We start from the raw sequence: 23,892 nt of genomic DNA on the forward strand, positions 1-23,892 counted from the left end.
GTCAGGAGCCGTCCTTCGATGAAGAACCGGAGCTCCAGGATTTACCGATCATGCCCTGGAGTTTGCGCGCGAAGTCGCCAGATACCGGCTCACCGGCGCTGACGACTGGCTTGTCAAATACATGCAGGGTGCGAATGGTGGACGGGGTTACGCCCACCAGGATCTGCGTGCCTCCCACTTCGATCAGCGCTATACGCTCCCGTGTACCCATGGGCATCACCGACACCACCTTGATGGCACGGGTGTTACCACCGCTCATTCCGCCCATGCGCCGCACGATCCAGGCACAACCGAAAATAAGCGCGAGTACCGCCAGCAAACCGGCGCCAAGGGTCAGCATGGTAACCAGGGTATCAGGCGCTGATGTGGTTTCCCGGGCCGGGACTTCCTGCTCCTGGGCCGCCACAAGGGCTGGCGCCAACAGCGTCAGAAAATAGCCGAAAAACCCGTTTCGAAGCACAGAGCCAGGGATCAGCGTCATATTACTTCTGCAGCCGCTTGATGCGTTCGCCAGGGCTGATCACGTCCGTCAGGCGGATGCCGAACTTTTCATTGACCATCACCACTTCACCATGGGCAATCAGGGTGCCGTTAACCAGCACGTCCAGCGGCTCACCCGCCAGTCGGTCCAGTTCAATCACCGAGCCCTGATTCAGTTGCAACAGGTTGCGGATCGGAATCTGGGTATTACCCACTTCCATGGAGATAGTGACGGGAATATCCAGAATAACGTCCAAATCCGGTGCCGGACCATCACCCTGATGGAAGCTGGTACCTTCCGGAAATTCTTCCATGGGGGCCGTGCGTACGTTGTCTTTGCGTTTCCGGGAATCGGCATCATCATCTCCGTCGCCGGTCTCGCCCGCTTCCGCCATGGCAGCCGCCCACTCGTCCTCGCGGCTGTCGTCATCGGCATCGCCAGATTCTTCCATGGCGGATTCCCACTCGGCAGCGAGCTTCTCGTCTTCGCTGAGCTCCTGCTCGTCTTTCTTGTCGTCATCAGCCATTGCTGCGTCCCACCTTCAGTTGCTTTTTAAGCTTGGGCCTGGTTGCCCGCTCATGGATTCTCAATGCCAGTTTGCCATCGCGGGTACCCATCGTGGCTTTGTAGACGGGTATACCATTGGCAGTCAGGGTCAGTAATTCGGGAATTTCCACCGGAATGATGTCGCCTTCTTTCAGCTTGGCAATCTCGCGAAGGGAAATCCGGCGCCGGCACACCGTGGTATTGATGGGAACATTGACCTCCTTGATGTCTTCCTGCAGGGCACTGACCCAACGTTCGTCCACATCATCGATATCACTCTGCACGCCGGCGTCCAGCACGTCCCGGATAGGCTCAATCATCGAATAAGGCAGCGCCATGTGCAGTTCACCACCACCGCCATCCAGCTCAATATGGAAGGTACTGACCACCACCACCTCACTGGGGCTGACGATATTGGCCATGGCCGGGTTTACCTCAGAGCTGAGGTACTCGAAGTCCACCTTCAAAACCGCGTGCCAGGCTTCCTTCATGTCGTGGAAAACCTGGTCCAGCACCATCTGCACGATACGTGTTTCAGTCGGCGTGAATTCACGGCCCTCAATCTTGGCGTGGCGGCCCTCCCCGCCAAAGAAGTTGTCCACCAGCTTGAACACCAGCTTGGCATCCAGCACAAACAGGGACGTTCCCCGCAGGGGCCGAATTTTGCACAGGTTCAGGCTGGTAGGCACATAGAGGGTATGGATGTATTCACCAAATTTCATGATCTGGACGCCACCGGTGGACACATCGGCATTGCGGCGCAACAGATTGAAAAGGCTGATTCGGGTATAGCGGGCAAAACGCTCGTTGATCATTTCAAGCGTGGGCATGCGGCCACGGACAATACGATCCTGGCTGGCAAGGTCGTAGGACTTGATACCTTCCTCGTCAGCTTCGTCGTAGGTATCAATATCGCCGTCGTCCACCCCGTGGAGGAGCGCGTCGATTTCGTCCTGTGACAGTAAGTCCTGCATACGTTTCTCTGCCCCTGTGTCCGCCCTGGCCGGGCCCTTGTTCGCTGATTACCGAGCTGTTTACTGTGCTCTTCTACTGGACTACGAAGTTCCTGAAAAGCACCCTCAGCAAGGGCGGCTCTCCTTCCTGCTCGAGAGCGCCGTTGACCGCCTCCAGCATACCATCGGCCAATGCCTGCCGACCCTCCGGCGTCTGTAAGTCGTCAAAACTCCGGCCCCCGAGAATAGTGATCAATCTGCTTCGCAGCAGTGGCATGTGCTTGCTGGCGGCAGCCAACGCCTCGGGATTGTTGGCTTCAAAGGCAAGATAGGCCTGGGCATAACGCTGCCGCCCCTCTGCCTGTACCGTTGTGACCAGCGCCTTTTCGAGCACTTTGTAAGTACTGGGCTCAAAGACGTCAACCTGTTCAGTGACCTCTTCGCTGTCTTCACCCGTAATACCGGGGATATTTCCGCCAAGGAACCACAGGGTTCCGACCACGGAGAGTCCCACAGCCAGAATAACCACCAATACCAGCAATATAATCAGCTTGAGTTTGCCTTTCTTTGCTGGCGCCACTTCGGGCGCTTTGTCTTCAGCCATATCGCGCTTCTGCCAGAAATCCGTCAACCGGACAGGTTTTATAGAGTTATAAGCAAAGGACGGGCCAAATAGCGCCATCCTCCTTATCAGAACAGCAGTCTAGCGTTGCTGTGGAGGATGGGCAAAAGAAGAATTATCGGGGAGGGAAATGCGTTCAGGCGAAGATATCGACTTCGCCTTTCCAGGTCAGATCCAGGGATTCCGATTGCAGGTCCTGATCTTCCGGGCCCGTGTCTGCCAGGGCGCCACTGCCGCTGCCTCCTTCTTCACCCGGGCCCTCCTCACCGGCCTGTTGCTGAGGAGAGTCCGACACGTCGAACTGCTCGAGGGATAATCCCTGCTCGCTCAACATATCCCTGAGGCGGTGGCTGTGGAGTTCCAACTGGTCCCGAACGGCAGGATTGGCCGAGTGCACGGTTATATTGGCCTGTTCTTGCTGAACCTGGACCCGAACTTCCATTGGCCCCATATCCGGTGGTGTCAGGTGTATTTCAGCAACCGACATATTGCGCGCGGTCAGCCAGGTCAGCTTGCCAACCAGCTTGTCGCCCCACTCCGCGTGATTGACCGGTACATCGATCGACGTGGTATATCCCCGCAGCGCGGCAGCCTCGGCTGGCAACTTTGCACTATTGGGATTGGCAACCTGCTGGCTGGCCAGTTCTGCCGCCGCCTGAAAGCGAATAGCCCCCTGAGCCGACGGCGTTTCCTGGGTTCGGTTAGCATCTGCGGCCAGACCTGACATAAACGCCTCGGTCAAGGTCAGGCCGGCCCCAGCGCCCACACCACTTCCATTACCCTGGCCAGGTTTGCCGCCGGTAGCGCCAGGAAGGCCCGCCATAAATCCGGCAAATGCCTCCACCCCCGGGGTTGCACCGTTGCCGCCTGCCTGTGCGACACTTTTACCGGTTGCCAGCATCTGTTTACTGCCTTCAGCCGGCATGAGCAACTCCTGCAAACCGGCAAACGTCAGAGGAGTGGCCTCTTCAGGAAGGTCCTGATCCTTGGCCTGTTGCGACTTGGCGGTTTGCGAAGGTTCGTCGGACGCGCCCCTGGCACGGCTGTCTCTATTACGGGCATCCGTGGCCGCGGCGGCTTCGTTGCGGTCATCGTTGTGTTTGTCGCTTTTCCTTTCCCGGGCCAGATCCCGCTTTTCGGCCTGTTTCTGGTCGAGTCGCTGCTGCTCGGAACGGGAAACCGTATCAAAATCACTATCACCGTTTTTTTCGCGGCCGTCCGGGCCTGGCTTTACGCCTTTATCGGACTGCGGCCCCTGTGGGGATGTCTGGGGAAGAACCATCTGGGACATGGCAACCTCTTGCCGCTTTTTGCTGATTGGAATGCATCTGTCTGCGTTACCGGGTTATTCAGCAAAAGCAGTGCCACTCTGGGCAAAAGCAATACCATTTTATCGAGTTACTCCAGAAATCGTCGGAGAGTTTCCTCTACCTGCCGGAATTCGCTCTCTATCGCATTGACCATGGCAGCGGCTTCTCCCAGGCGATTGTCACGCCCGGCCTTTTCAGCCTCGGAGCAAAGTTCTCCCAGCCTGGGAGCACCAATATTGATGCAACTTCCCTTGAAGCTGTGTGCGGATTTCGAAAAGCCGTCCGCGTCTTCCTGTTCCAGAGCCGAGCGCAGATGAGCAATGCGATCCGAGGAATCCTTGATGTAGGTGTTGATCAGGATATCGAATTCATCCTCCATCACATCCTGCAACTCGGTCAGTGCCTCTTGATCAAGGTGTGGCTTGTCCGTCATGACCAACCCCCTGTCTATGTGTTAGCGCGGCCCTCCCGGGCAGCAACCTCAGAAAAATGCCAATCATATACAATTTCCGCCCGGGTGCCATATTCCCCGAAGCTGAGAGATCGCCCCAGCTTCTGCAACAGCATCAGCCCCCGCCCGGAATAACCACTTTCACTACCGACTGCGGAGACGTCAAGGTAATTGAACCCGCTGCCACTGTCTTCACATACGATGGTCAGTTGCCCTCCCCGGTCAGTCATGGTGTGAGTCAGGGTAAACCGGATAAAGTGGTCTGATACTGCCCGTAAGAGCCGTTCCCGTTCGGCATAATAGCGGCCAAAACCGTCCGGTGTGGTTTTCCAGTCCGAGGACAGGCCCAGAACACCGTGCTCCAGGGCGTTGGTGTATAGCTCAGCTAGCAGCGTGTAAATTTCTCCACTCTTGTGACGCAACCCGGGCACCTCCATACAGATATGAAGCAACAGCGGCAGTGGGCTGAACTGCTCCAGCGATCGGTCCTGGATCTCGTAGACGCAGTGCCATTCCGCGGGACCTTCCAGTGCCGATTGCTGCAAACCATCCGACACCCCTGCCAGCTCGGATTCCTCTGCCATTTCAAGCGACAGTAACGTTACATCATCCTGTTCCGGTCGTTTGCCGGTGAATGAACGGATTCCGGCCATCACTGCATCGAAGGGCGAGCGCCCATTACTAACGTCATCCAGCGATCGTTTCACGCGCTCCTCGCCGTACATCTCTCCATCACCATTTTCGGCTTCCATAACGCCGTCGGTCATCATCAGCAGGGTATCGCCCGGCTCAGTGCGAAACACTTCCATAACGGCATCGAACCGTGTGGCGCCAAGTACACCCAGCGGCAGATGCCGCGAGGCAATGCTCTCAAAAACGCAGTTCTTCCTTATCAGGACGCCGTCAGGCAGCCCTCCGTTCCAAATCTGCAACTGATTCAGATGAAAGTCTGCCTGAATCAATGCCGCACAACAGAACATGCCGGTAGGCAGGATCCGACATAGCTTCTGGTTAATCTCCCGCAGCACATCACTGCCGCTGAAGCCCTTACTGGTCATGCCATAGAAAATTTCCGCCACCGGCATGGCGCCAATGGCTGCCGGGAGGCCATGGCCGGTAAAGTCGCCAACCAGTATATGCATTCCCCCTGCCGGGCGCGGACAGGCGAACAGAACATCGCCATTGAATATCGACATGGGTGATGCGTGATAGCGAATATTGGGCGCATCCAGACAGCCGGTGTGGGCGACATTGTCGAATACCCGCTTGGCAACTTCCTGTTCCTCGAGAAGCTGCCGGTTGCGGTCGCGGATCACGTCGCGGTGGTGGCTCAAAGTGCGATGCATCAATCGCATGCGGTTAAATGCGTTGATCTTGGCTTCAATAATGATGCGGTTATAGGGTTTCGTCAGAAAGTCATCGCCCCCGGCTTCCAGGCAACGAACCAGGGCGTCGGCATCAGACAGCGAGGTCAGAAAGATAAGCGGTACCAGGCGCTCGCCCGCCAGCGCCTTGATGTGACGGGCGGCCTCCATCCCGTCCATCACCGGCATCAACGCGTCCAGCAATACGATATCGGCGCCGGACTTTCGAAAAATCCCGACAGCGTCTTCGCCGTTTCTGGCGTCTTCCACCTCATGGCCAAGACGACGGAGGAGGGTTTTGAGGATCAGACGGTCACTGTCGCTGTCATCGGCGATCAGAATCTTCAGCGGCCGGTTGTCTGAGAGTGAATCATCCACAACAAACCTCCGCGACCCAGCGATATCATGATTCAGCGAATCGCGAACAACTGTTCAAAATTGGATATGGAGAGTATGCGGCGCACGTCACTGTTGCAGTTCTCGATACGTATCCTGGCACTGTCACCACCGGCATAGTCTCTCAGCAAAAGCAGCATGCCCAACGCCGAGCTGTCGAGGTAGGTGGTGTCGGACAAGTCCACCACGAAAGCCGTCACCTTTTCATCACCAAGTTCATAGGCATCACGAAACGCCTTATGGGTACTGAAGTCGAAGCGCCCTTCAATTTTTATGGTCAGGGTTTGACCGTCCTCACTGCGATGCGTCTGAATCGGCATTCCGGAGCCTCCATGAAGTGCGGGTGTAGTAACAGGGAACAGCATAAGCCTCGGGGGGCGTCCTGTGTTACAGGATAGCTCACCACACTGATTTTGCACCCACACTACAATGCCCGCTGCCCTTTCAGCGACGCCTTGCAAAGATTCGCCCGGCAGCCTCGTCCATCTGCTTCTGGTCCCTCAGGTCCTGCTCCCGCTGTTCCTGGCGGCGGCAGGTTTCAATATACTTTTCCATTCCCCGGCGTCGCTCCCAGGCTCTTTGCCATTCTTCACGGCAGACCCTGAGCCGGTTCTCCGCCTGAACAAGTAGTTTCTGTTGCTGGCCAATTACCTGATCCAGCTGAGCAATAAATGCCTGCCAACCCTGAAGCCTGGCCACCGACACCACGCCCTGCTGGCTGTTGCGAATCTGTTCCCGGTACTCCCTCTGGTAACGCTCCAGATTGTCAATCTGCTGGCGCTGGGCCTCGTGGTGTTGCTGGGCCTCAGCCATTTTTTCCAAAGCCGCCTTTTCCTTCCGTTCCTCAAGAGTGAGCACAACGGCCAGCCGCTGGGATCGCAACATCAGCTACCCTCTCCCTTCAAGGCCGGCGGAGTTTTGGACCGGTCGGGAGATCGCCTTTCCGGCACAACTGCCAACAGTTGCTGAATGCTTTCCTCAAGGGGGGCGCTTTCGTTCAGTCCCTGTTGCAGGAACTGCCCCATGTTACCGATATGGGTCATGGCAAAATCGGTTTCCGGATCAGACCCTTTTACATAGGCTCCAACGCTGATCAGGTCGCGGGCCTGCTGGTAGCGGGAATATACCTGTTTGAAACGCTGTGCTCGGGCGAAGTGTTCCGGTTCCGTCACCTGTGGCATGACACGACTGATGGATGCCTCCACATCAATCGCCGGATAGTGACCTTCCTCAGCCAATCGCCGGGACAGCACAATGTGGCCATCGAGAATTGCCCGCGCCGCATCGGCAATAGGGTCCTGCTGGTCATCACCTTCTGTCAGCACGGTGTAGAACGCCGTTATCGAGCCACCACCGGGACGGCCATTGCCGGTTCTTTCCACCAGTTGCGGTAACTTTGCGAATACGGATGGGGGATAGCCCTTGGTAGCCGGCGGCTCGCCCACTGCCAGGGCGATTTCACGCTGAGCCTGGGCATAGCGGGTGAGCGAATCCATCAATAACAGTACCCGCTTACCCTGGTCTCGGTAGTATTCCGCAATACGGGTAGTCAGCATGGCGGCACGGAGCCGCATCAAGGGCGAATCGTCGGCGGGTGAAGCAACCACCACAGAGCGATCAAGCCCCTCATCACCCAGGATATCCTCAATAAACTCTTTAACCTCGCGGCCCCGCTCACCTATCAGCCCGACCACGGTTATATCGGCGTTGGTGAAGCGGGTCATCATGCCAAGCAACACACTTTTACCGACGCCACTGCCGGCAAACAAGCCCAGGCGTTGCCCCTGACCGACGGTCATCAAGGCATTGATGGCGCGAATTCCCACGTCCATGGACTGGCGAACCGGGGCCCGGTCCAGAGGATTGATGATATCGCCGCTGAGGGAAACCCGGGCTTCCGACTGTAATGGTCCCTTGCCATCCAGTGGCTCACCATTGCCATTCACCACCCGTCCCAGCAGTTCCGGCCCCACCGGCACCCGGCTGGCCACGGACAACGGCACCACGCGTGCACCGGGGCGAAGTCCTTCAATGGCCGTCAGGGGCATAAGGTAAACCCGCTCATCCTCGAAACCGACCACTTCTGCTTCCACAGTGCCGGTGCCCTGCCCGGTAATCACACAGCGGTCGCCCACCACCATGGGGCAGCCAACGCACTCCAGGGTAAGGCCAACCATCCGCGTCAGGCGGCCGGAGAGCTCCGGTTGCGGTTCGCCGGTGAACGAGTCCTGCAATCTTGTCAGGCGTTCAGCCAGATGCGCCGTCATCACCTTCACCTTTGTCTTCGTTCACCTCTTCCTCGTCGGAATCAAGCACGCCATGCTGAAAGTCAGTAAGGTCACTCATCATGGCGTCAAGTTCTTCCCCTTCAGCTGAATTGTCGTTATCCAACTGCTTGTCCAGCATACCCTGAATGGCTTTCTGGAAACGTTTTTCCACCGTGAAGTCCACCAGACTATGTCGGGTCTCGAGCTTGCAGCCACCCCGCAAAATCGAAGCATCCTCCACAACGGAGGTAGCTGCCTCGAACTTTCCGGCAATCTCGCTGACCCATTGATAGTCGTCGGGGTGAATGTGAACGCGAACATTTTCTGTCGTGGACGGCAGCGACGCCATGGCACGCCGGACCACTTCAGCGATATGGGAGGAGTCCAGTGACAGTTCCCGGAATACAACGGCACGAGAGAGTACGGTGGTCAGATTGACCAGTGCGGTTTCCAGCTCATCCTCGTGACGCCGGATGGGAATCAGCAACTCGCCGAGCAAATGCTCCAGCCGGTCCAGCTTGGCGTCGACTTCCTTGCGGGTTTCCGCCAGTCCCTGCTCGGTTCCCTGCTCGCGACCCTCGGCAAGACCGGCTTCATAACCTTCCTGATGCCCCTTTTCCCGGCCTTCATTGAAACCTGCCTGGTATCCGGCTTCCCGGCCTTCGTTATGGCCGTCTTCGTGGGCAGCATGGCGGATTTCGTCAATATCGGCCGCGGTCAGGGGCTTTACTTCGCGCTCCTCTTCCCGGGCCACCTCGTTGCCCCGGGCGTCCAGCAATGGCAACTCCCAGCGCTCATACGCGGTGAGGTTTTCCTTGGGAATGCGATCGAGGTTGCGACGGGGATCTTTCATCACATCATTTCTTCGCCAGAGCCGCCGAGAGTGATTTCACCGGCTTCAGCCATACGACGGGCAATGGTGATAATGTCTTTCTGGGCGGATTCAACCTCACTGACACGCACCGGGCCCTTGGCCTCCAGATCATCCTGCAGCAGTTCGGCAGCACGCTTGGACATGTTCTTGAAGATCTTTTCCTGAACTCCATCATCGGCGCCCTTGAGCGCCACGACCAGTACTTCAGAAGACACTTCCCTCAGCAGCGCCTGAATTCCACGGTCATCGATGTCCTTCAGGTTGTCGAAGACGAACATCAGATCTTCGATGGTAGAGGCCAGGTCCGGGTCCATATCCTTGATGGAATCCATCAGGCCGCCTTCGATGTTGCGGTCCATGAAGTTCATGATGTCAGCAGCGCGCTTGACCCCGCCAATGCGGCTGGTCTGGGCAGCGGACCCACCGGAGAACTGCTTCTCGAGGATGTCGTTCAACTCCTGGAGTGCCTGGGGCTGAATACTTTCCAGCGAGGCAACCCGCATCATTACATCCAGGCGCACCTTGTCGTCCAGAGTGCCGAGAATTTCAGCTGCCTGGTCCGGGTCAAGGTAGGAAATAACAATGGCCTGAATCTGCGGGTGTTCGTACCGAATGATGTCACCGACGGCGCGAGGTTCCATCCACTTCAGAGTGTCCAGGCCGGTAGTGTTGCCACCGATGAGTATCCGGTCAATCAGGCTGGAGGCCTTGTCGTCACCCAGAGCCTGGGTGAGCATGGTACGGATGTAGTCATCGTTGCCAACACCCAGGCCGGTCTGGCCACCTACGGCCTCGACAAACTGGTTCAGCACAAAAGTAACATCATCCTTGCTGACGTCCTTCATCTGCGCCATGGCCACGCCAACCCGCTGAACCTCTTTCGGGCCCATGTGCTTGAGCACTTCGGCGGCGTCGTTTTCGCCAAGCGACATCAGCAGGATCGCCGCCTGCTCTACCCGCGGAATTTTCCGCTGGGGTTTTTGCGGCGCCTCAGGCTGGCGGTTGTTCTCATCAGTCATCGACGTTCACCCACTGGCGCATCACCTGGGAAACCCGCGCGGGGTCTTCCGCGATCAGGCCTTTCAGTGCATTTAGCTGCCTATCATAGCTGTCTGTTGCGCCTGGCAAAAGCAGATCATCCTGCGCGTGCATGGCATCCCGCAGGGCGTCGCCACCCTCTATGCCATCCAGGCCTTCGTAGCCGTCATCACCAGAATCGCCCCGGCGTTCGCTGCGGCCACCACCGGAAAGGCTTTTCAGGGTCGGGCGCAACAGTCCCAGTACCAGCACAAGGATAACCAGCCCTGCCAGTACCTGCTTCATCAGGTCCCAGAACCAGGGCTGCTCCCAGAATCCCGGCACCTCGAATTCAATCTGTTCCTCGGCCGCAAAGGCCGTGTTCATTACCGTAACACTGTCGCCACGGGCAGCAGAATAGCCAACGGCGTCGCGGACCAGCATGGTCAGACGCTGCAGTTCCTGTTCGGGCCAGGGTTCATAGCTGACTTCTCCGGTCTGGGGGTCGACCACTTTCATGTCATCCACAGCGAGGGCTACAGACAACCGCTTTACCCGGCCAAGCTCCTGACGAACGTAGCTGACCGTTCGATCCATCTCATAGTTACGGGTTGATTCCTCGCGCACATTCACCGGCGGTGCCTGTGCCTCACCCTCTTCGGCGCCGTTGGCCTGCTCCGGCACTTCAGCCTGGGCCGGTGGTTGGTTGGCAAGAGCACCAGGAATACCGCCAGCAGCGCCACCGGCCCGGCGCTCGGACATCTGGCGCTCACTACGGACTGCCTGCTGCTCAGGATTGAAGAGCTCCTCGGCCCGCTCCACCGAAGAAAAATCAAGGTCCGCCGCCACCTCCGCGCGGAACCTGCCATCACCGACCACGGGACGCACGAGTGAGGCAATCCTGCGCGTCAGGCGATCCTCGACACGGGCGGTGTAATCGTACTGGTCTTCCATCTGACGGCTGTCGCCGCCTTCGTCACGACCAGTCAGCAGGTTGCCACTCTGGTCAACGACCGTGACATTTTCCTTGGACATTTCCGGAATGCTGCCGGCGACCAGATTTACAATCGACGCGATCTGTTCCTGCTCAAGCCGGCGGCCAGCAATCACTTCGAGGAAGACTGAGGCCGTCGGCGTGCGCGCATCTCGCACAAACACCGAACGCTCGGGAATGGCCAGGTGAACCCGGGCAGACCGCACCGTTCTCATGCTACCAATGGTGCGTGCCAATTCCCCTTCCAGGCCCCGACGGAAACTGATGGTCTCCATAAACTGCGATGTACCCAGGCCACGGTCCTGATCCAACAACTCATAACCGATGGTCTGTTCGTCCGTCACGCCTTCGGCAGCCAGCTTCAGGCGGGCGTTATAAACCTCATCGGAAGCCACCAGCAGGGCTCCCGTGCGAGGGTCCATGCGGTAATCGATACCGTTGCTTTCGAGAATGGTCGTAACGTCCTGGGGATTGTACCCCGACATATCCCCCACTACCGGCTGGTAATTGGGCTCCTGCGCCCACAGAACCACGGCGACACCAAGGGCAACACTGGCGGCGAGCCCCACCATCAGGCCCACCTGCCGCAGCAGGTTCAGCCGGTTGAACCCGAAGATCAGGTCACTGCGGCTTTCGCCGGTGTCTTCACCACGCGCTGCAGGCATATTCGAGGATGAGGTTTCAGCAGGTACGCTGGCCATGGGTCTGCTCCGCTATCAAACCGGCATATTCATGATGTCTTCATAGGCCTTGACCACCCGGTTACGAACCTGGGTAAGTGCCTCGAAGGAAATAGACGCCTTTTCGGACGCGATCATGACACGGGTAATATCCACATTGGGATCGCCCATGTCATAAGCTGTTTTGAGATCGCTGGACGATTGCTGTAATTCGTTTACTGACCCCACAGCCTGGCTGAGCATGTCACTGAACTTCGGGGTTTCGGGAGTTTCCTGAACCCGGGAGGGACCGTCTACCCGGCCACGGATATTGTTATCCTGCTCAACCCGCTGGTTTTCCATCATCTGCGAGCGCATATTGCGGATTTCGGAAAGAACACTGTTGATGTCAGCACGCTGGACCATGATTCACTCTCCCGGCTTGCCCCTGTGGCGGGCAAGCCATTGAACTAGATATTTCTTTCCAACACTTAAGCAATCCACAGGCCAACAAAATTTATTGCAATATTTTCATAAAGTTAATGAGCGTTTCGGAAGCAAGTCACTGTGCGGCGACATTCTTTTGACGAGGCCAATAATAAAAACGGCACCCGCAGGTGCCGAAAGAAAGCGTTGTTGGGCGGATCAGGCAGCGGCCAGCTCGGCGTCCAGGTCAATACCCGCATCCCGCATCTGGGCCAGCTTGTATCTGAGCGTGCGGGGGCTGATACCCAGCTGTTCTGCAGCCCTGTTGCGACGGCCACGTTCCTTTTTCAGGGTCTGAATGATAATCCGGAATTCACGCTGGCGAACCTCGTCACCAAGGGAAGTTGGTGACAGCTCGTCACGGCTCACCTCGGTGAGTCCACCAGCTACTTCTCCGTCTGCCTGTGGGATTACTTCCGAAGACGGATCGGGTGCCACCTGCTGAGCCGTTGCCGGTGCCGGACCACTGTCCATCCGCCCGGTAATACCCAGTTCCAGGCACAGGTCGCCGGCGTGGATCACGTTACCCTGGTGGAGCACCAACGCCCGCTGAATGGCATTGTCCAGCTCGCGAACATTACCGGGCCACTGATGTGCCATCAGCGCGTTCCTGGCATCGGGCGCAAAGGTCACGCCAGTCAGTTTCATCTTGCGACAGTGGGTTCTGAGCAACGCGCTGGCCAGCGGCATGATATCCAGTGTGCGTTCTCGCAGGGGCTGCCAGTGCATTGGAAACACCGTAAGCCGATAATAGAGGTCCTCCCGGAAGTTGCCTTCCCGGACATAGTCGGACAAATCCCGGTTGGTGGTGGCAATCACCCGCACGTCCAGGACAATTGTCTTGCGTCCGCCCACTCGCTCGACCTCGCGCTCCTGCAATACTCGCAGCAACTTGGATTGCAGGCCAAGGTCCATTTCCGAGATTTCGTCCAGCAGAATGGTACCGCCATTGGCCTGCTCAAACTTACCGGGGGACGATGCAACCGCACCGGTGAAAGCGCCCTTCTCATGACCGAAGAGGATTGCCTCAAGCATGTTCTCCGGAATCGCCGCACAGTTGATGGCAACGAAAGGCTGGTCGGACCTGGGGGACTGCTGGTGAATATAACGCGCCAGTACTTCCTTGCCAGTGCCGCTCTCACCGGAAATCATCACCGTTGAGTCGCTACCCGCAACCTTGGCCGCCAACTGGAACATGCGCTTGCTGATGGGATCTTCCGCCACCGGCTGATCGCTACTTTTTTTCTGACGACCACCGCCCACTACTCGGGTAACGGCGTCCACGAGCACAGAAGGCTCGAACGGCTTGACCAGATAATCAATAGCACCTGACTGCATGGCGGAAACCGCATGGCTGATCTGACCATAGGCGGTAATCAGCATGGTCGGCAATCCAGGGTATAGCCGCTGAATCTCGTTCAGCAGGTCATGACCGGACATACCGGGCATATTGACGTCGCTGATGACCATGTCCACCGGGGACTCGGCCAGTTGTACCAGCGCCTTTTCCGCGTCGGAGGCTTCCCGTACCCGGAACTTTGCCAGTTCCAGTGTTGTTACCAGCGCTTCACGCAGATCGTGATCATCTTCAACGATCAGAATTTGGGCTTTGGCCATGATTGCCTCCAGTCAGTTTTTCTTGTACGTGTGCGAATACCGGCCACTGGCCGACAGTGAACGCAGCAACGGTAACGAAATGGTTGCCAGGGCTCCCCCACCAGAGGGCGCCTCAATCGCAAACCGGCCCTGATGTGCTTTCACAACTGCCTGGACAACCGCCAGGCCGAGCCCCGTACCGTGAGACTTGGTGGTATAGAAGGCCTCCAGAAGCTGATTGGCCTGTTCCGGGGAAAAACCGGGGCCGTTATCGACAATCCGAATCACCAGTTCGCCATTACAGGAACGGATGGCAACGGTAACGTCCGTTGCGCCCGCTTCCAGGCTGTTATTGACAAGGTTGGTGCAGGCGCCGACCAGTGCGTCGCGGTTACACATCAGCGCCTCATCGTCCGCCTCGCTGTCCAGAGACACGGTAACGCCGGAAGGCAGCTTCAACCCATCCAGTGCCGACGCCAGCGCCTCAACCAGGGCAGCAGCAGACAGCTCCTCCGCCAGCCGGGTTTCGCCGCGGGCGAAAATCAGCATGTCACGAACCTGCTGCTCAAGATGCGTCAGACGCGACATCAAACGGGATGCACAGCGCTGCCGCATCTCTTCGTCCAGGTCGTCCTGGCTAAGGTGCCCGCCATAGAGAATGGCGGCGGAGAGCGGCGTGCGAATCTGGTGAGCCAGGGACGCCACCATCTTGCCCATGGCCGACAGACGCTGGGCGTGGGCCAACTGGGCCTGAAGATGACGAGTCTCTGTCAGATCCGTCAGCAGGATCAACTGTCCTGGCTGGTTCTCCATGGTCCGAATTTCGATACTCACCCGGCGGCCGTCCTTCAACGACACTTCATGGCCGTCGTCCCGCCGTGGCGCGAAACAGCGACGGATCACATCCACCCAGCGCTCGCCGTCGAGGGGTTCACCCAACAAGGTAATCGCTGCGGGATTGGTCTGAGTCACCACGCCCTGGCTGTCGAGCACCACAACCCCGGCGGGAAGAGCATGCAGCAGCGTGGAAAGCCGGTCCGCCAGCTCCTCTTTCTGCTCCAGTTCCGCCTGGCGCTGTCGCGACTCTGCCGACAACTCCCCGGACAGCTGGTTAACGCGGGACTCCAGAGTGCGATAGGAGTCAGTGATCTGCTGTGACATCTGATTGAACAGGTCAAGCGCTGTGCCCACAGCTTCATCATCCTGTTCCGGGAACAACGCGGTCACCTTGTCATTGACATCCGCCGCCGCATTGGCAGAAGAATCCTTACTGCTTGAAGATTCCTTCGCCGACGACAAACCAACAAATTGCAACTGACTCATAAATTCGCCCTCTGGCCGGACCAAACCCCAGCCCGTACCAATCGGATGGATCGTTTGGGCAAAACTAAGCCAGCACTGTGCCAACTTTAAATTTTGTTTATATTTCAACAGGAAGGAAAATCAAAGAAAGGACAGATGACGGGTTTCCGTCGCCCAAAAACAACAACGGCGCCGAAGGCTACAAACCTTTGACGCCATTAAGAAAAGCCAAAAGCCTCAGCTTTCCTCGGACTCCTCATCCCGAAGCCCATACTTGCGAACCTTCTCCACCAGCGTAGTCCGCCGAATGCGCAACTTCTCCGCAGCCCTTGCCACGACACCCCCGGCCTCGTCCAGCGCCTGCTGGATCAGTTGCTTCTCAAGGTTGGAGAGATAATCTTTCAGGTCGATTCCATTCACCGGCAGCAACGCCGGCGCGTCCAGCCCGACCAGCCCCGGAATACCGGAGGGCATTCCCGAATCCTCGACCGGGCGATTTTCATCGTAATCGTCCACATAACGGAACTTTTTCGGTAGTTCCTGCACCCCGATCACCCCATACGGATGCATGATCGCCAACCGCTCCACCAGGTTTGCCAACTCGCGCACGTTGCCCGGCCAGTCATGGCGACACAGGCTCATGATCGCCGCCGAATTCATCCGCAGCGAGCCACGTTTTTCTTTCTCCATGCGGGAGATCAGCTCATTAATCAGCAGTGGGATATCCTCTACCCGTTCCCGCAGGGCCGGCATCTCAATGGGAAACACATTCAGGCGGTAATACAGATCTTCCCGAAAGTCGCCGCTTTCGATCATGTCTTCCAGAATCTTGTGGGTTGCCGCAATCACCCTTACATTGGCGGATTGGGTGCGGTTGCTGCCCACACGCTCGTAGGTGCGCTCCTGCAATACCCGCAGAATCTTTACCTGCATGTTCAGGGGCATATCACCAATTTCATCAAGGAACAGCGTGCCACCCTCAGCAAGCTCAAAACGGCCGACCCTTGCGGTGATAGCCCCGGTAAACGCACCCTTCTCATGCCCGAACAGCTCGCTTTCCAGCAGTTCCGCGGGAATGGCACCGCAGTTGACCGGAACAAAGGGCTTATCACGTCGGGCAGAATGGTAATGCAGATTACGAGCCACCACCTCTTTACCGGTACCCGATTCGCCGGTAATCAGCACGCTCACATCCTTGTCAGCCACCTGCTCCATCAGTTGGCGAACCGACTGTACCTTGCGGCTGGTGCCCACAAGACTGCGGAAAAGCTGTAATCCACGCTGCTGGCCCCGTTCCCGGGAACGGGCAAACTGGTCCCGGTATATCTGGGCGCGATACAGGGAATCCACAAACTTGGTGTAGTTAAGGGGCCATTCCATACGGGCGATCACCCGGTTGGCCTGATCTTCCGGCAGTTGCTTCAGGTCAGGATTCCCGACCATCAGCACGGGGACGCCTACACAGGCTTCACATACTGCCGAGACTGTCTTGTGCGCTCCGGTATCTTCACCGTTGACGACGACAGCCGAGACTTCATCAAGTGTTTCGGGATTGCCACTGGCAAGCAGTGCGTGCGCTTCTTCACCGAAAACGACGTCTTCCTCGCCAATAAATTCAAGTATGGTGGCGATGTCACGCTTTCTTGAATCGTCCTCGCTGAGCACCAGCACTTTGTTATTCTTCGACATTCAAACGAATCTCTTGCGGGGATTTGTGCGGTATTTAAGACTGTATGTGCGTCAGAGTCAATTTTATGACGCTATTTCCGGGGATTCGAAGAGACGTTCTGATAGGCTTTGGCTGCGCTTCGATTCTGATTCACTTCCTTGAGGGCTTTCTGCGCCTCAGCTCTGGCCTCATTTGCCGAAATATTGGCACGATCACAAAAGCTCTGAAGGGTAGCCAACCGCTCCCGGACCGGCTCCGGACTCAGCTCGCCCGCTTCCAGAGCTGCCATCACCGGCTCAATGGTCGGTTTGACCAACTCATTCAGGCGCGCCAGTTCTTCCCAGTTTTTCTCTGCAAGGGCGGTTTTCAGATGTCCGACCAGGGTATCCACTGCTTCCAGTTGTTCCGGCACCGGCATAACGGTATCTCCAGTATCAGTGTGGCGCCCGGACAATGGCCGGGGATTCAACGCCCCGGCCGACACTCGGATCAGCGTCGAGCCGCCCTGCGGGCCGCTGAAGCCGAGAACTGGTTGCCACGGAAGCCCGGATTGAAGTCGTAAGCCGGGAAACCATTGTCCAGACCATCAATGTAATAACGCTGGGCCTTGAGGTCGTATGTCATTTCCATGGTAGTCCAGAATACCGGCTCACTGTAATAGCTGATGTTGTGTGCCTCTGATACGCGCCAGAGCTCTCCCTCGCTGTCATACTCCTCACTGGCCAGAATCTGCCAGCTATCCTCGTCAACATAGAATACACGACGTGAATAGATATGGCTGATACCTGTACGCAGCTTTGCTTCCACTACCCAAACCCGATGCAACTCATAACGGGTCAGTGCCTGGTTGATGTGCTTTGGGCGAATAACATCATCCGGCCGGACATCTTCATCATGAAGTTTGTAGGCATTATAGGGAACAAAGATTTCCCGCTTGCCTTTCAGTTCCCAATCGTACTGGTTGGGTGCACCGTTATACATGTCTTTCTGGTCAACGGACCGAAGTGAGGATGAGTTGGGCAAGTCGGTTTCGTAGGCCAGATTGGGTGATCGGCGCAAGCGCCGGGAACCGGCGTCATAACGCCAGGCCAGACGTGGCGAACGGATCTGATCAAGTGTCTCGTGTACCAGAGTGATGGTGCCTGCCAGGTTGGAGGGCGCTATGGTGTCGGTCTTCAGATAGAAGATCTTGTTATCAATATCCGCAAGATCCGCGCCTCTGCGACTATAGGCAAAAAAGTAATCGTACTGGTTTACAACCTGGTTAAAGGAACCGCCGACCTGAGGGGTCGCAGAGGAACTGCGGAACGACAATTCCTCGCCCCGGTATCGGAGTATGTGGTTCCAGATGACTTCAAGACCATTCTTCGGAATCGGGAATGGGCTGGTCATGATGGTGTTCCGCACTCCGTTGCCATTACTCAGCAACTCTGCGCCGAGCGCGTTTTCACGTGACTTTTCATAGACATCTTCGGGAAAAGCAGCCGTACGGCGAGTCTGATAAACCGGCATCACAAATTCCGGGCCATACTGCTCCAGCATCCGGATATGACCGTCCGTAAGCTTATCGCGATAAAGATCCAGATTGTCTGCGGTAATCACGAACAGAGGGTCATCCCCCGGGAACGGGTTGGTCTCTACTTGCCCCCGTGACCAACCTGACGGTGGAGTGGACAAACCGCCGGTCCATTCCGGAATGCTGCCAGAGATATTACCCGCTTTTTCCGCACCAACAGGGGTGAGATCATTACCCAGCCGCTCGGCCCCCGACTCACTGACTTTCGCGCAGACACTGCTGCCGGAAAACCCGAGCATTGCCACTGTAAAACCTGCGACCAACTGGTTACGCATTCCCTTCCACCTCCACTGAAACTGATCCGGACGATCAAAAGTCATTCAAACGGGGCGCCTTTTTGCCAAATTCAAACGACCGTTTCAAGTGAATCTTTGTAGTTTCTTGTCAAAGGTCCCCGGATTAACAGGAGGGAAGAAATTGCCCGCCAGAAATGTTATGATTGCCAGTTAATTCATTGCATGACCCTAGGCCCGAGTACAGGTATCCACATGGCGTCACCCTGGCATTCACTGGTTTCCCAGAAGATTTTTCTTGCCAGAACCCTGTTGGGCCGACTGGAGCAGAACGACACTGTGCCTCAGCGAGAAGCCCTGACACAGGGGGCAGTCGAGCTCGCCCTGCGCGCGAGGGAACTGGTCCTGATCATGGTTGCAAGAATGTATCAGGACAAGCTGGGCCAGCCCGACAGCCTTGAGTCTTTGACGGAATTGCTCGGAATTGACATTCCGGAAATAACGGAGCTAAACCAGCTGGCCGGCGAATCCAACAGTTGGTGGAACCATCTCGAGCAATTGGAGCGACATCAGAGCAATCCACCAGCGGCCAAAAAAACCGTAAGCGATGAAAATGTGATCGCCGTTTCTGCGGATACCGGCCCGAACAGATCGAAACAGGCACTCGAACAAACCCTGAGTGCAATCAAACACTTTACCGATACCCTCGAGGAACGGCACAGCGAGTGGTAGTACCACGGCCCATCGCTGCAACACGCCGCCACCCGGGGCATGAACTGAAAGGCTAACTGAATGTCACCCTCATTTTTCGAGATTGTACAACTGACTAACGGCGATTATGCACTTCGCCGTATCGATGACGACAGCGCACCACTGGTGAAAATATCGTTCTCAGCCGAAGCCAGGGAGATGATGGAAGACCGGGATATGAACGTGGCCAAGGCCATGATTTCCGCCGGTATAGAAGCCGCAGGCAACATTGCCCACGATATTGACTGGGAAGAAGAGGAGCCGGACGCTCATGATGTCCAGCCCTCATATACACTCCACTGAGCCGCGCACTTCACTGACATGAACGTCACTGGGCCGTCAGCGTTGGCGCAGAACAACGCCATGGCTGTTGCCCCTGGCGGAGGCCTGCTCCAGCGAAGTCAGGGCCTCATGCCCAAGCTTCCGTGTCCACATTACGACGGCATGGCAGGTACCGGCACTCAATGCCCGCTCAGCCAGTTGCCGGGCCGGGTAATCTGAAGTGGAACGCAGAACCAGTAATTCGCCGGCTACAATCCCGCGCATCGTCTGCCACTTGCTCACCAGACTTTGGGGCGGATCGATCCAGGCCAGCCAGCGCTTTTCCTGGTTCAGCTGTGTCAGCATCGGCAGCAACAGCTGGAAATTTTCAACCTGCCCTTCAGGCAGGATAATTTCCGTCACGTTGCCTGTCGGCTGCACCGGGCGTGTAAGGTTGGATGGTGCCCCGCCTACATCATGGCTGCTCAAAGCCGCAGCCTCCGGGCCGACGAATCTTCCGCCGGCGTGGGCGTAAGCCAGGTTCTGATTAAAGCTGAGTTGTTCCATGATAAGCCTCATCTGCCTTTAAGCTGAGCCCGGCAAAATTTGAAACTCTGCAGAGCACTGCCGGAAATGTCCGGATACCGGGGTGTCAGTGAAGATCGGAACGCCGGATAACCCCGACACCCAGACCTTCAATAAATAGTTCCTGTTCTTTCAGATCCACTTCAATAGGTGCGAACTCTTCATTCTCTGCGATGAGATACACCTTCGAACCTTCTTTGCGAAACCGCTTGACCGTCACTTCTTCGCCAACCCTCGCCACAACAATCTGGCCATTATGAACGTCGCTGGTGCTGTGCACTGCAAGCAGGTCTCCGTCCAGGATGCCGATATCCTTCATGCTCATTCCACGCACACGCAGCAGGTAATCCGCCGACGGTGAGAAAAATTCCGGTCGCAGTGTGCAATGATCCTCAATGTGTTCCTGGGCAAGAATCGGGCTACCGGCTGCCACCTGGCCTATTACAGGCAACCCCGGGTCCGCCTCGACTTCCGGAAGGCGGATACCACGGCTTGCCCCCGGTACCATTTCGATAGCGCCCTTCCTGGCCAGCGCCCTGAGATGCTCTTCAGCGGCATTGGCCGAACGGAACCCGAGTTCCGCAGCGATCTCCGCGCGGGTAGGTGGATATCCGGTCTCGTCGACATAGCGACGGATGATGTCCAGTACCTGTGTCTGCCTTGCTGTCAGCTTCATGAGTCGGTAGCCCCGGTTAATCCTGTTTTTATATACAGTGATTTGACTATATACAGTGTTTTATCCAGTGTAAAGTCCGTGCCTGCAATTTTTTTCAACCACTGGGTTATTGGCCGGCAGCGCCCGTTTTCAGTGCGGAGGACTGTGTTAAGGTATCGCTAACCCTTTGTGGAGACGCATTAATGAGCAAAAGATGCAGTATGCCGGACATCATGAAAACAGATGACGGGAAAGAACGGAAAGTAGGTGTGGAGATCGAACTTTCGGGCCTCGGATATGAGGCTCTCATTTCGCTTTCCTCACAGCTTCTTGGTGGCAAGGCAAAACCTGTTTCGCGCTATGTATCGGAGATCGACACCGATGTGGGCGCATTCACAATTGAACTGGACTCCGACCCCATCAAGGACCTGGACCTGCAGGACGAGCGCCTACCGGAATCGGTTCGGGAACTTGGCGGCCAGGCAATGAGCGTGATAGACGCGGCGGCGGAGAAGATCGTACCCCTGGAGATTGTCGGCCCCCCGTTACCGTTCAGCGAACTGGAGCGCATCGAGATCCTCTGTGATGAATTGCGCAAAGCGGGCGCTCTTGGCAGCCGTGAAGCGCTGTACTATGCCTTTGGCCTGCAACTGAATCCGGAACTGCCGGACCTGAAGGCTTCAACCCTGGTGCGTTACCTGCGGGCATTTGCCGCTCTCTACGAATGGCTCAAGGCACGACACCAGATCGACTTCAGCCGTAAACTCACCAGCTACATTGAACCCTGGAGCAGCACCTACATCGATCTTCTGATTGCGGAAGATTATGATCCCGACATGGATCAACTGATGAAGGACTACCTTCACTACAACCCTACCCGGAACAAAGCGCTGGATCTGCTGCCGCTGTTTGCACACCTGAACAGCGACCTGTTGGCCAGGTACGTCAAGGACGAGCGCATCAAGAGCAGGCCCACCCTGCATTACCGCCTGCCGGATTGCGACATCGACAATCCGCACTGGCATTTCTCAACGGTGTGGAATGACTGGGTAGTGCTGGAGCAACTGGCTGCCAACGCCGCCGACCTGGCAGCACTGGTCACCGAGTTCCGAAACAGCCGCAAGCTGAGTTTCCACAACCTCACCCACAGCTGGGTCGACACATCTGACCAGTGGCTCCGGTCGCGGAATTATGTCTGACGACGTCGCGGATAAGCCGGAGCATCCAGGCCTCACTATTGGCATCAGTGGCCCGGCAAGACGCAGCCTGGCGCACCGGCTGATCAGTTTTGCCCTGCGTATGCATGGCGCCCGCACCCACTTCATTCGGCCTGGTTCCAAAGTGGATGTGTCCCTGCTTGACGGCCTGGTACTCTCCGGGGGCACCCATGTTCACCCCTCCCGGTACGGCCAGACACCTCAGGTCACGGCGAACTATGACCCGCGCCGGGATGAAACCGATGTCCGCCTGCTTTCACGGGCCGAGGAATTGAATATTCCCGTACTGGGCATCTGCAGGGGCGCACAGTTCATCAATATTTTCCGTGGCGGCTCCCTCTGCCAGAACGTGACACCCCTGCGAATAAACACCCGTCACCGCCCACTGCTATTGCCCATGCAGACCGTTCGGATCGTCAGTGACAGTCGCCTTGGACAAGTCATGCGGCAGCCAGTCATTGGCGCCAACCGGATACACAGCCAGACCATCAAAAGGCTCGGACAAAACCTTCGCGTCGTTGCCCTCGACAACGATCATTTCGTGCAGGCAATAGAGAATACCCGCGGGCAGTGGCTGATGGGTATTCAGTGGCACCCGGAATATCTGCTTTACCACGGTGGCCACCGGCGTATCTTCCGGCACTTCGTGGACGCTGCGGAGGAGCGAAAGCTGGTAAGGCTGGATGAGCCGACAGAATTCGAGGATCCCAGTGGCGACAGTCTTTAAAGCGGCAGATAGCGCTGGAGCACCGCCTTGATTTCCACTATTTCCCTGGCATCACCAGGCACCGCTTCCAGGTGTCGGGCAGCCCACTCTTTCAGTTGCTCCCTTGTCGTCACATAATGGGGGTCGCTCCCAGTCAGCCTGAGCAGGATGTCACGCTCCCGGGGAGTCAACCTGACCTGATTATTGTGTAAAAGCATGGAGATCCCACAATGTTTTCTACCGCCCATCGATATCTGCTGATCCCTGCCGCCCTGACGCTGATTCCCCTGGGTGCAATGGCCGGGGAAGTAAGCCTCAGTGGCCAGGCTTCAGTAAAGTATACGCCAGACAGCGCGAGGCTGCAGTTTACCGCCAGTGCCGAACACAACCTGCCGGAGACAGCAACCCGGCGAGTAAACGAGCAAATGGAGCAGTGGCGGAATGGCATCAGTGATTATCGTGGCCAGCTCGGCGCCTACAGCGATGCATCGGTCAACCTCTACAGCCGCTCCATCCCGTCCCAGGAACGTGGTCAGAAACCGGAAAAGGTGGCCGTTGCCTCACAGACGGTGAGCTTCACCATCGATGACCTGTCGCTGCTTAACCCCATTCTCCAGCAGGCCCAGGCCCTGGGTATGGACTACAACGTGGGGCCGCACCAGTTTTTCCATTCCGATGAAAGCAGCCTTCGCAAGCAGGCACTGGCCGGGGCTATTGCCGATGCCAGGGCAAGGTGCGAGTTTGTTGCCAATGAACTGGACAAGCAATGCGGCGAGGTTATCAATATCAATGTGGACGATGGGCACCAGCCCCCTGTTCCGATGATGGCGGAAATGCGCGCTTCATCCGACACCGTGTCCGCGGTAGGCCCACGGGAACTGACATCGCGGGTCAGCGCCACCTTTGAACTGGAGTAACAGGC

The 23,892-nt window shown here is 57.0% G+C and carries 27 protein-coding genes; 5 read left to right on the forward strand and 22 right to left on the reverse strand.

The genetic code is table 11. From position 1 onward, the window contains the following. Position 1: 1 nt before the first annotated feature. The 19 genes from fliO to M8010_RS13760 all read right to left on the reverse strand — a co-directional run bounded on the left by fliO (position 2) and on the right by M8010_RS13760 (position 18,838). Positions 2-481 carry a flagellar biosynthetic protein FliO gene (fliO, locus tag M8010_RS13670; RefSeq protein WP_250092036.1) on the reverse strand — a complete coding sequence of 160 codons (480 nt, stop codon included), beginning with the start codon at positions 479-481 and terminating at the stop codon, positions 2-4. A 1-nt stretch (position 482) separates the two neighbouring features. Beyond that, the gene (fliN, locus tag M8010_RS13675; RefSeq protein WP_250092037.1) at positions 483-1,007 is read right to left on the reverse strand and encodes a flagellar motor switch protein FliN; all 525 of its coding nucleotides are present in this window, start codon (positions 1,005-1,007) and stop codon (positions 483-485) included. Then, a complete protein-coding gene (fliM, locus tag M8010_RS13680) occupies positions 1,000-2,001 on the reverse strand; it encodes a flagellar motor switch protein FliM (RefSeq protein ID WP_250092039.1) in 1,002 nt (333 codons plus the stop codon). The genes fliN and fliM overlap by 8 nt, the downstream gene beginning before the upstream one ends. 73 nt (positions 2,002-2,074) lie before the next feature. Beyond that, a complete protein-coding gene (locus M8010_RS13685) occupies positions 2,075-2,584 on the reverse strand; it encodes a flagellar basal body-associated FliL family protein (RefSeq protein WP_250092040.1) in 510 nt (169 codons plus the stop codon). A gap of 154 nt (positions 2,585-2,738) precedes the next feature. Further along, entirely contained in the window at positions 2,739-3,893 is a 1,155-nt protein-coding gene (locus M8010_RS13690; protein ID WP_250092042.1) for a flagellar hook-length control protein FliK, read from the reverse strand. A gap of 107 nt (positions 3,894-4,000) precedes the next feature. Next, positions 4,001-4,345, reverse strand: coding sequence for an Hpt domain-containing protein (locus M8010_RS13695; protein ID WP_250092044.1), 345 nt, complete (start codon positions 4,343-4,345; stop codon positions 4,001-4,003). Positions 4,346-4,359: 14 nt separating this feature from the next. Further along, entirely contained in the window at positions 4,360-6,105 is a 1,746-nt protein-coding gene (locus M8010_RS13700; RefSeq protein ID WP_250092047.1) for a SpoIIE family protein phosphatase, read from the reverse strand. 32 nt (positions 6,106-6,137) lie between these two features. Further along, a complete protein-coding gene (locus tag M8010_RS13705; protein ID WP_250092050.1) occupies positions 6,138-6,443 on the reverse strand; it encodes an STAS domain-containing protein in 306 nt (101 codons plus the stop codon). A gap of 124 nt (positions 6,444-6,567) precedes the next feature. Further along, entirely contained in the window at positions 6,568-7,008 is a 441-nt protein-coding gene (gene fliJ / locus M8010_RS13710; protein WP_250092052.1) for a flagellar export protein FliJ, read from the reverse strand. Beyond that, on the reverse strand, positions 7,008-8,390 hold the full coding sequence (gene fliI, locus M8010_RS13715) for a flagellar protein export ATPase FliI (protein ID WP_250092055.1): 1,383 nt from the start codon (positions 8,388-8,390) through the stop codon (positions 7,008-7,010). The genes fliJ and fliI overlap by 1 nt, the downstream gene beginning before the upstream one ends. Beyond that, positions 8,371-9,243, reverse strand: a complete 873-nt coding sequence (locus tag M8010_RS13720) for a flagellar assembly protein FliH (RefSeq protein ID WP_250092056.1) — start codon at positions 9,241-9,243, stop codon at positions 8,371-8,373. The genes fliI and M8010_RS13720 overlap by 20 nt, the downstream gene beginning before the upstream one ends. Next, positions 9,243-10,283 (reverse strand): flagellar motor switch protein FliG, encoded by a 1,041-nt coding sequence (gene fliG / locus M8010_RS13725; protein ID WP_250092058.1) that lies wholly within the window; start codon positions 10,281-10,283, stop codon positions 9,243-9,245. The genes M8010_RS13720 and fliG overlap by 1 nt, the downstream gene beginning before the upstream one ends. Then, positions 10,276-11,976: a flagellar basal-body MS-ring/collar protein FliF gene (gene fliF / locus M8010_RS13730; RefSeq protein WP_250092060.1), complete on the reverse strand. Its 1,701-nt coding sequence runs from the start codon at positions 11,974-11,976 to the stop codon at positions 10,276-10,278. The genes fliG and fliF overlap by 8 nt, the downstream gene beginning before the upstream one ends. 15 nt (positions 11,977-11,991) lie before the next feature. Continuing rightward, on the reverse strand, positions 11,992-12,360 hold the full coding sequence (fliE, locus tag M8010_RS13735) for a flagellar hook-basal body complex protein FliE (RefSeq protein ID WP_250092062.1): 369 nt from the start codon (positions 12,358-12,360) through the stop codon (positions 11,992-11,994). A gap of 219 nt (positions 12,361-12,579) precedes the next feature. Next, positions 12,580-14,037 (reverse strand): sigma-54-dependent transcriptional regulator, encoded by a 1,458-nt coding sequence (locus M8010_RS13740; protein ID WP_250092064.1) that lies wholly within the window; start codon positions 14,035-14,037, stop codon positions 12,580-12,582. Positions 14,038-14,049: 12 nt separating this feature from the next. Further along, positions 14,050-15,339: a sensor histidine kinase gene (locus M8010_RS13745; protein ID WP_250092066.1), complete on the reverse strand. Its 1,290-nt coding sequence runs from the start codon at positions 15,337-15,339 to the stop codon at positions 14,050-14,052. Between the two features lie 216 nt (positions 15,340-15,555). Beyond that, positions 15,556-17,007, reverse strand: a complete 1,452-nt coding sequence (locus M8010_RS13750) for a sigma-54 dependent transcriptional regulator (protein ID WP_250092068.1) — start codon at positions 17,005-17,007, stop codon at positions 15,556-15,558. A gap of 71 nt (positions 17,008-17,078) precedes the next feature. Beyond that, on the reverse strand, positions 17,079-17,405 hold the full coding sequence (locus M8010_RS13755) for an SOS cell division inhibitor (RefSeq protein WP_250092070.1): 327 nt from the start codon (positions 17,403-17,405) through the stop codon (positions 17,079-17,081). A gap of 71 nt (positions 17,406-17,476) precedes the next feature. Beyond that, positions 17,477-18,838: a DUF1329 domain-containing protein gene (locus tag M8010_RS13760; RefSeq protein WP_250092072.1), complete on the reverse strand. Its 1,362-nt coding sequence runs from the start codon at positions 18,836-18,838 to the stop codon at positions 17,477-17,479. Positions 18,839-19,051: 213 nt separating this feature from the next. On the opposite strand from M8010_RS13760, the gene M8010_RS13765 reads away from it, so the two are divergent. Then, entirely contained in the window at positions 19,052-19,528 is a 477-nt protein-coding gene (locus M8010_RS13765) for a DUF6586 family protein (RefSeq protein ID WP_250092073.1), read from the forward strand. A gap of 60 nt (positions 19,529-19,588) precedes the next feature. Then, on the forward strand, positions 19,589-19,849 hold the full coding sequence (locus M8010_RS13770; protein ID WP_250092075.1) for a hypothetical protein: 261 nt from the start codon (positions 19,589-19,591) through the stop codon (positions 19,847-19,849). 36 nt (positions 19,850-19,885) lie between these two features. Here the strand turns inward: M8010_RS13770 and M8010_RS13775 are convergent, their stop codons facing one another. Together M8010_RS13775 and lexA are read right to left on the reverse strand one after the other, a co-directional pair. After that, positions 19,886-20,374: a cell division inhibitor SulA gene (locus M8010_RS13775; protein WP_250092076.1), complete on the reverse strand. Its 489-nt coding sequence runs from the start codon at positions 20,372-20,374 to the stop codon at positions 19,886-19,888. A gap of 85 nt (positions 20,375-20,459) precedes the next feature. Continuing rightward, positions 20,460-21,068 carry a transcriptional repressor LexA gene (gene lexA, locus M8010_RS13780; protein WP_250092078.1) on the reverse strand — a complete coding sequence of 203 codons (609 nt, stop codon included), beginning with the start codon at positions 21,066-21,068 and terminating at the stop codon, positions 20,460-20,462. A 182-nt stretch (positions 21,069-21,250) separates the two neighbouring features. Between lexA and M8010_RS13785 the strand changes: the two genes are divergently transcribed. Further along, on the forward strand, positions 21,251-22,246 hold the full coding sequence (locus M8010_RS13785) for an amidoligase family protein (protein WP_250092079.1): 996 nt from the start codon (positions 21,251-21,253) through the stop codon (positions 22,244-22,246). After that, positions 22,239-22,991 carry a gamma-glutamyl-gamma-aminobutyrate hydrolase family protein gene (locus M8010_RS13790; protein WP_250092080.1) on the forward strand — a complete coding sequence of 251 codons (753 nt, stop codon included), beginning with the start codon at positions 22,239-22,241 and terminating at the stop codon, positions 22,989-22,991. The genes M8010_RS13785 and M8010_RS13790 overlap by 8 nt, the downstream gene beginning before the upstream one ends. Here the strand turns inward: M8010_RS13790 and M8010_RS13795 are convergent. Further along, positions 22,988-23,188: a hypothetical protein gene (locus M8010_RS13795; RefSeq protein WP_250092082.1), complete on the reverse strand. Its 201-nt coding sequence runs from the start codon at positions 23,186-23,188 to the stop codon at positions 22,988-22,990. The genes M8010_RS13790 and M8010_RS13795 overlap by 4 nt on opposite strands. A gap of 12 nt (positions 23,189-23,200) precedes the next feature. On the opposite strand from M8010_RS13795, the gene M8010_RS13800 reads away from it, so the two are divergent. After that, entirely contained in the window at positions 23,201-23,887 is a 687-nt protein-coding gene (locus M8010_RS13800) for an SIMPL domain-containing protein (RefSeq protein WP_250092083.1), read from the forward strand. Positions 23,888-23,892 lie beyond the last annotated feature (5 nt).

The sequence above is a fragment of the Marinobacter sp. ATCH36 genome (assembly GCF_023555055.1).
In the GTDB taxonomy this organism is placed as follows: domain Bacteria; phylum Pseudomonadota; class Gammaproteobacteria; order Pseudomonadales; family Oleiphilaceae; genus Marinobacter.

Excerpts from the sequence above, each read along its gene's own strand:
- fliO (WP_250092036.1), bottom strand. The coding sequence starts at position 481 with ATGACGCTGATCCCTGGCTCTGTGCTTCGAAACGGGTTTTTCGGCTAT.
- fliN (WP_250092037.1), bottom strand. The coding sequence starts at position 1,007 with ATGGCTGATGACGACAAGAAAGACGAGCAGGAGCTCAGCGAAGACGAG.
- fliM (WP_250092039.1), bottom strand. The coding sequence starts at position 2,001 with ATGCAGGACTTACTGTCACAGGACGAAATCGACGCGCTCCTCCACGGG.
- M8010_RS13685 (WP_250092040.1), bottom strand. The coding sequence starts at position 2,584 with ATGGCTGAAGACAAAGCGCCCGAAGTGGCGCCAGCAAAGAAAGGCAAA.
- M8010_RS13690 (WP_250092042.1), bottom strand. The coding sequence starts at position 3,893 with ATGTCCCAGATGGTTCTTCCCCAGACATCCCCACAGGGGCCGCAGTCC.
- M8010_RS13695 (WP_250092044.1), bottom strand. The coding sequence starts at position 4,345 with ATGACGGACAAGCCACACCTTGATCAAGAGGCACTGACCGAGTTGCAG.
- M8010_RS13705 (WP_250092050.1), bottom strand. The coding sequence starts at position 6,443 with ATGCCGATTCAGACGCATCGCAGTGAGGACGGTCAAACCCTGACCATA.
- fliJ (WP_250092052.1), bottom strand. The coding sequence starts at position 7,008 with ATGTTGCGATCCCAGCGGCTGGCCGTTGTGCTCACTCTTGAGGAACGG.
- fliI (WP_250092055.1), bottom strand. The coding sequence starts at position 8,390 with ATGACGGCGCATCTGGCTGAACGCCTGACAAGATTGCAGGACTCGTTC.
- M8010_RS13720 (WP_250092056.1), bottom strand. The coding sequence starts at position 9,243 with ATGAAAGATCCCCGTCGCAACCTCGATCGCATTCCCAAGGAAAACCTC.
- fliG (WP_250092058.1), bottom strand. The coding sequence starts at position 10,283 with ATGACTGATGAGAACAACCGCCAGCCTGAGGCGCCGCAAAAACCCCAG.
- fliF (WP_250092060.1), bottom strand. The coding sequence starts at position 11,976 with ATGGCCAGCGTACCTGCTGAAACCTCATCCTCGAATATGCCTGCAGCG.
- fliE (WP_250092062.1), bottom strand. The coding sequence starts at position 12,360 with ATGGTCCAGCGTGCTGACATCAACAGTGTTCTTTCCGAAATCCGCAAT.
- M8010_RS13740 (WP_250092064.1), bottom strand. The coding sequence starts at position 14,037 with ATGGCCAAAGCCCAAATTCTGATCGTTGAAGATGATCACGATCTGCGT.
- M8010_RS13745 (WP_250092066.1), bottom strand. The coding sequence starts at position 15,339 with ATGAGTCAGTTGCAATTTGTTGGTTTGTCGTCGGCGAAGGAATCTTCA.
- M8010_RS13750 (WP_250092068.1), bottom strand. The coding sequence starts at position 17,007 with ATGTCGAAGAATAACAAAGTGCTGGTGCTCAGCGAGGACGATTCAAGA.
- M8010_RS13755 (WP_250092070.1), bottom strand. The coding sequence starts at position 17,405 with ATGCCGGTGCCGGAACAACTGGAAGCAGTGGATACCCTGGTCGGACAT.
- M8010_RS13760 (WP_250092072.1), bottom strand. The coding sequence starts at position 18,838 with ATGCGTAACCAGTTGGTCGCAGGTTTTACAGTGGCAATGCTCGGGTTT.
- M8010_RS13765 (WP_250092073.1), top strand. The coding sequence starts at position 19,052 with ATGGCGTCACCCTGGCATTCACTGGTTTCCCAGAAGATTTTTCTTGCC.
- M8010_RS13770 (WP_250092075.1), top strand. The coding sequence starts at position 19,589 with ATGTCACCCTCATTTTTCGAGATTGTACAACTGACTAACGGCGATTAT.
- M8010_RS13775 (WP_250092076.1), bottom strand. The coding sequence starts at position 20,374 with ATGGAACAACTCAGCTTTAATCAGAACCTGGCTTACGCCCACGCCGGC.
- lexA (WP_250092078.1), bottom strand. The coding sequence starts at position 21,068 with ATGAAGCTGACAGCAAGGCAGACACAGGTACTGGACATCATCCGTCGC.
- M8010_RS13785 (WP_250092079.1), top strand. The coding sequence starts at position 21,251 with ATGAGCAAAAGATGCAGTATGCCGGACATCATGAAAACAGATGACGGG.
- M8010_RS13790 (WP_250092080.1), top strand. The coding sequence starts at position 22,239 with ATGTCTGACGACGTCGCGGATAAGCCGGAGCATCCAGGCCTCACTATT.
- M8010_RS13795 (WP_250092082.1), bottom strand. The coding sequence starts at position 23,188 with ATGCTTTTACACAATAATCAGGTCAGGTTGACTCCCCGGGAGCGTGAC.
- M8010_RS13800 (WP_250092083.1), top strand. The coding sequence starts at position 23,201 with ATGTTTTCTACCGCCCATCGATATCTGCTGATCCCTGCCGCCCTGACG.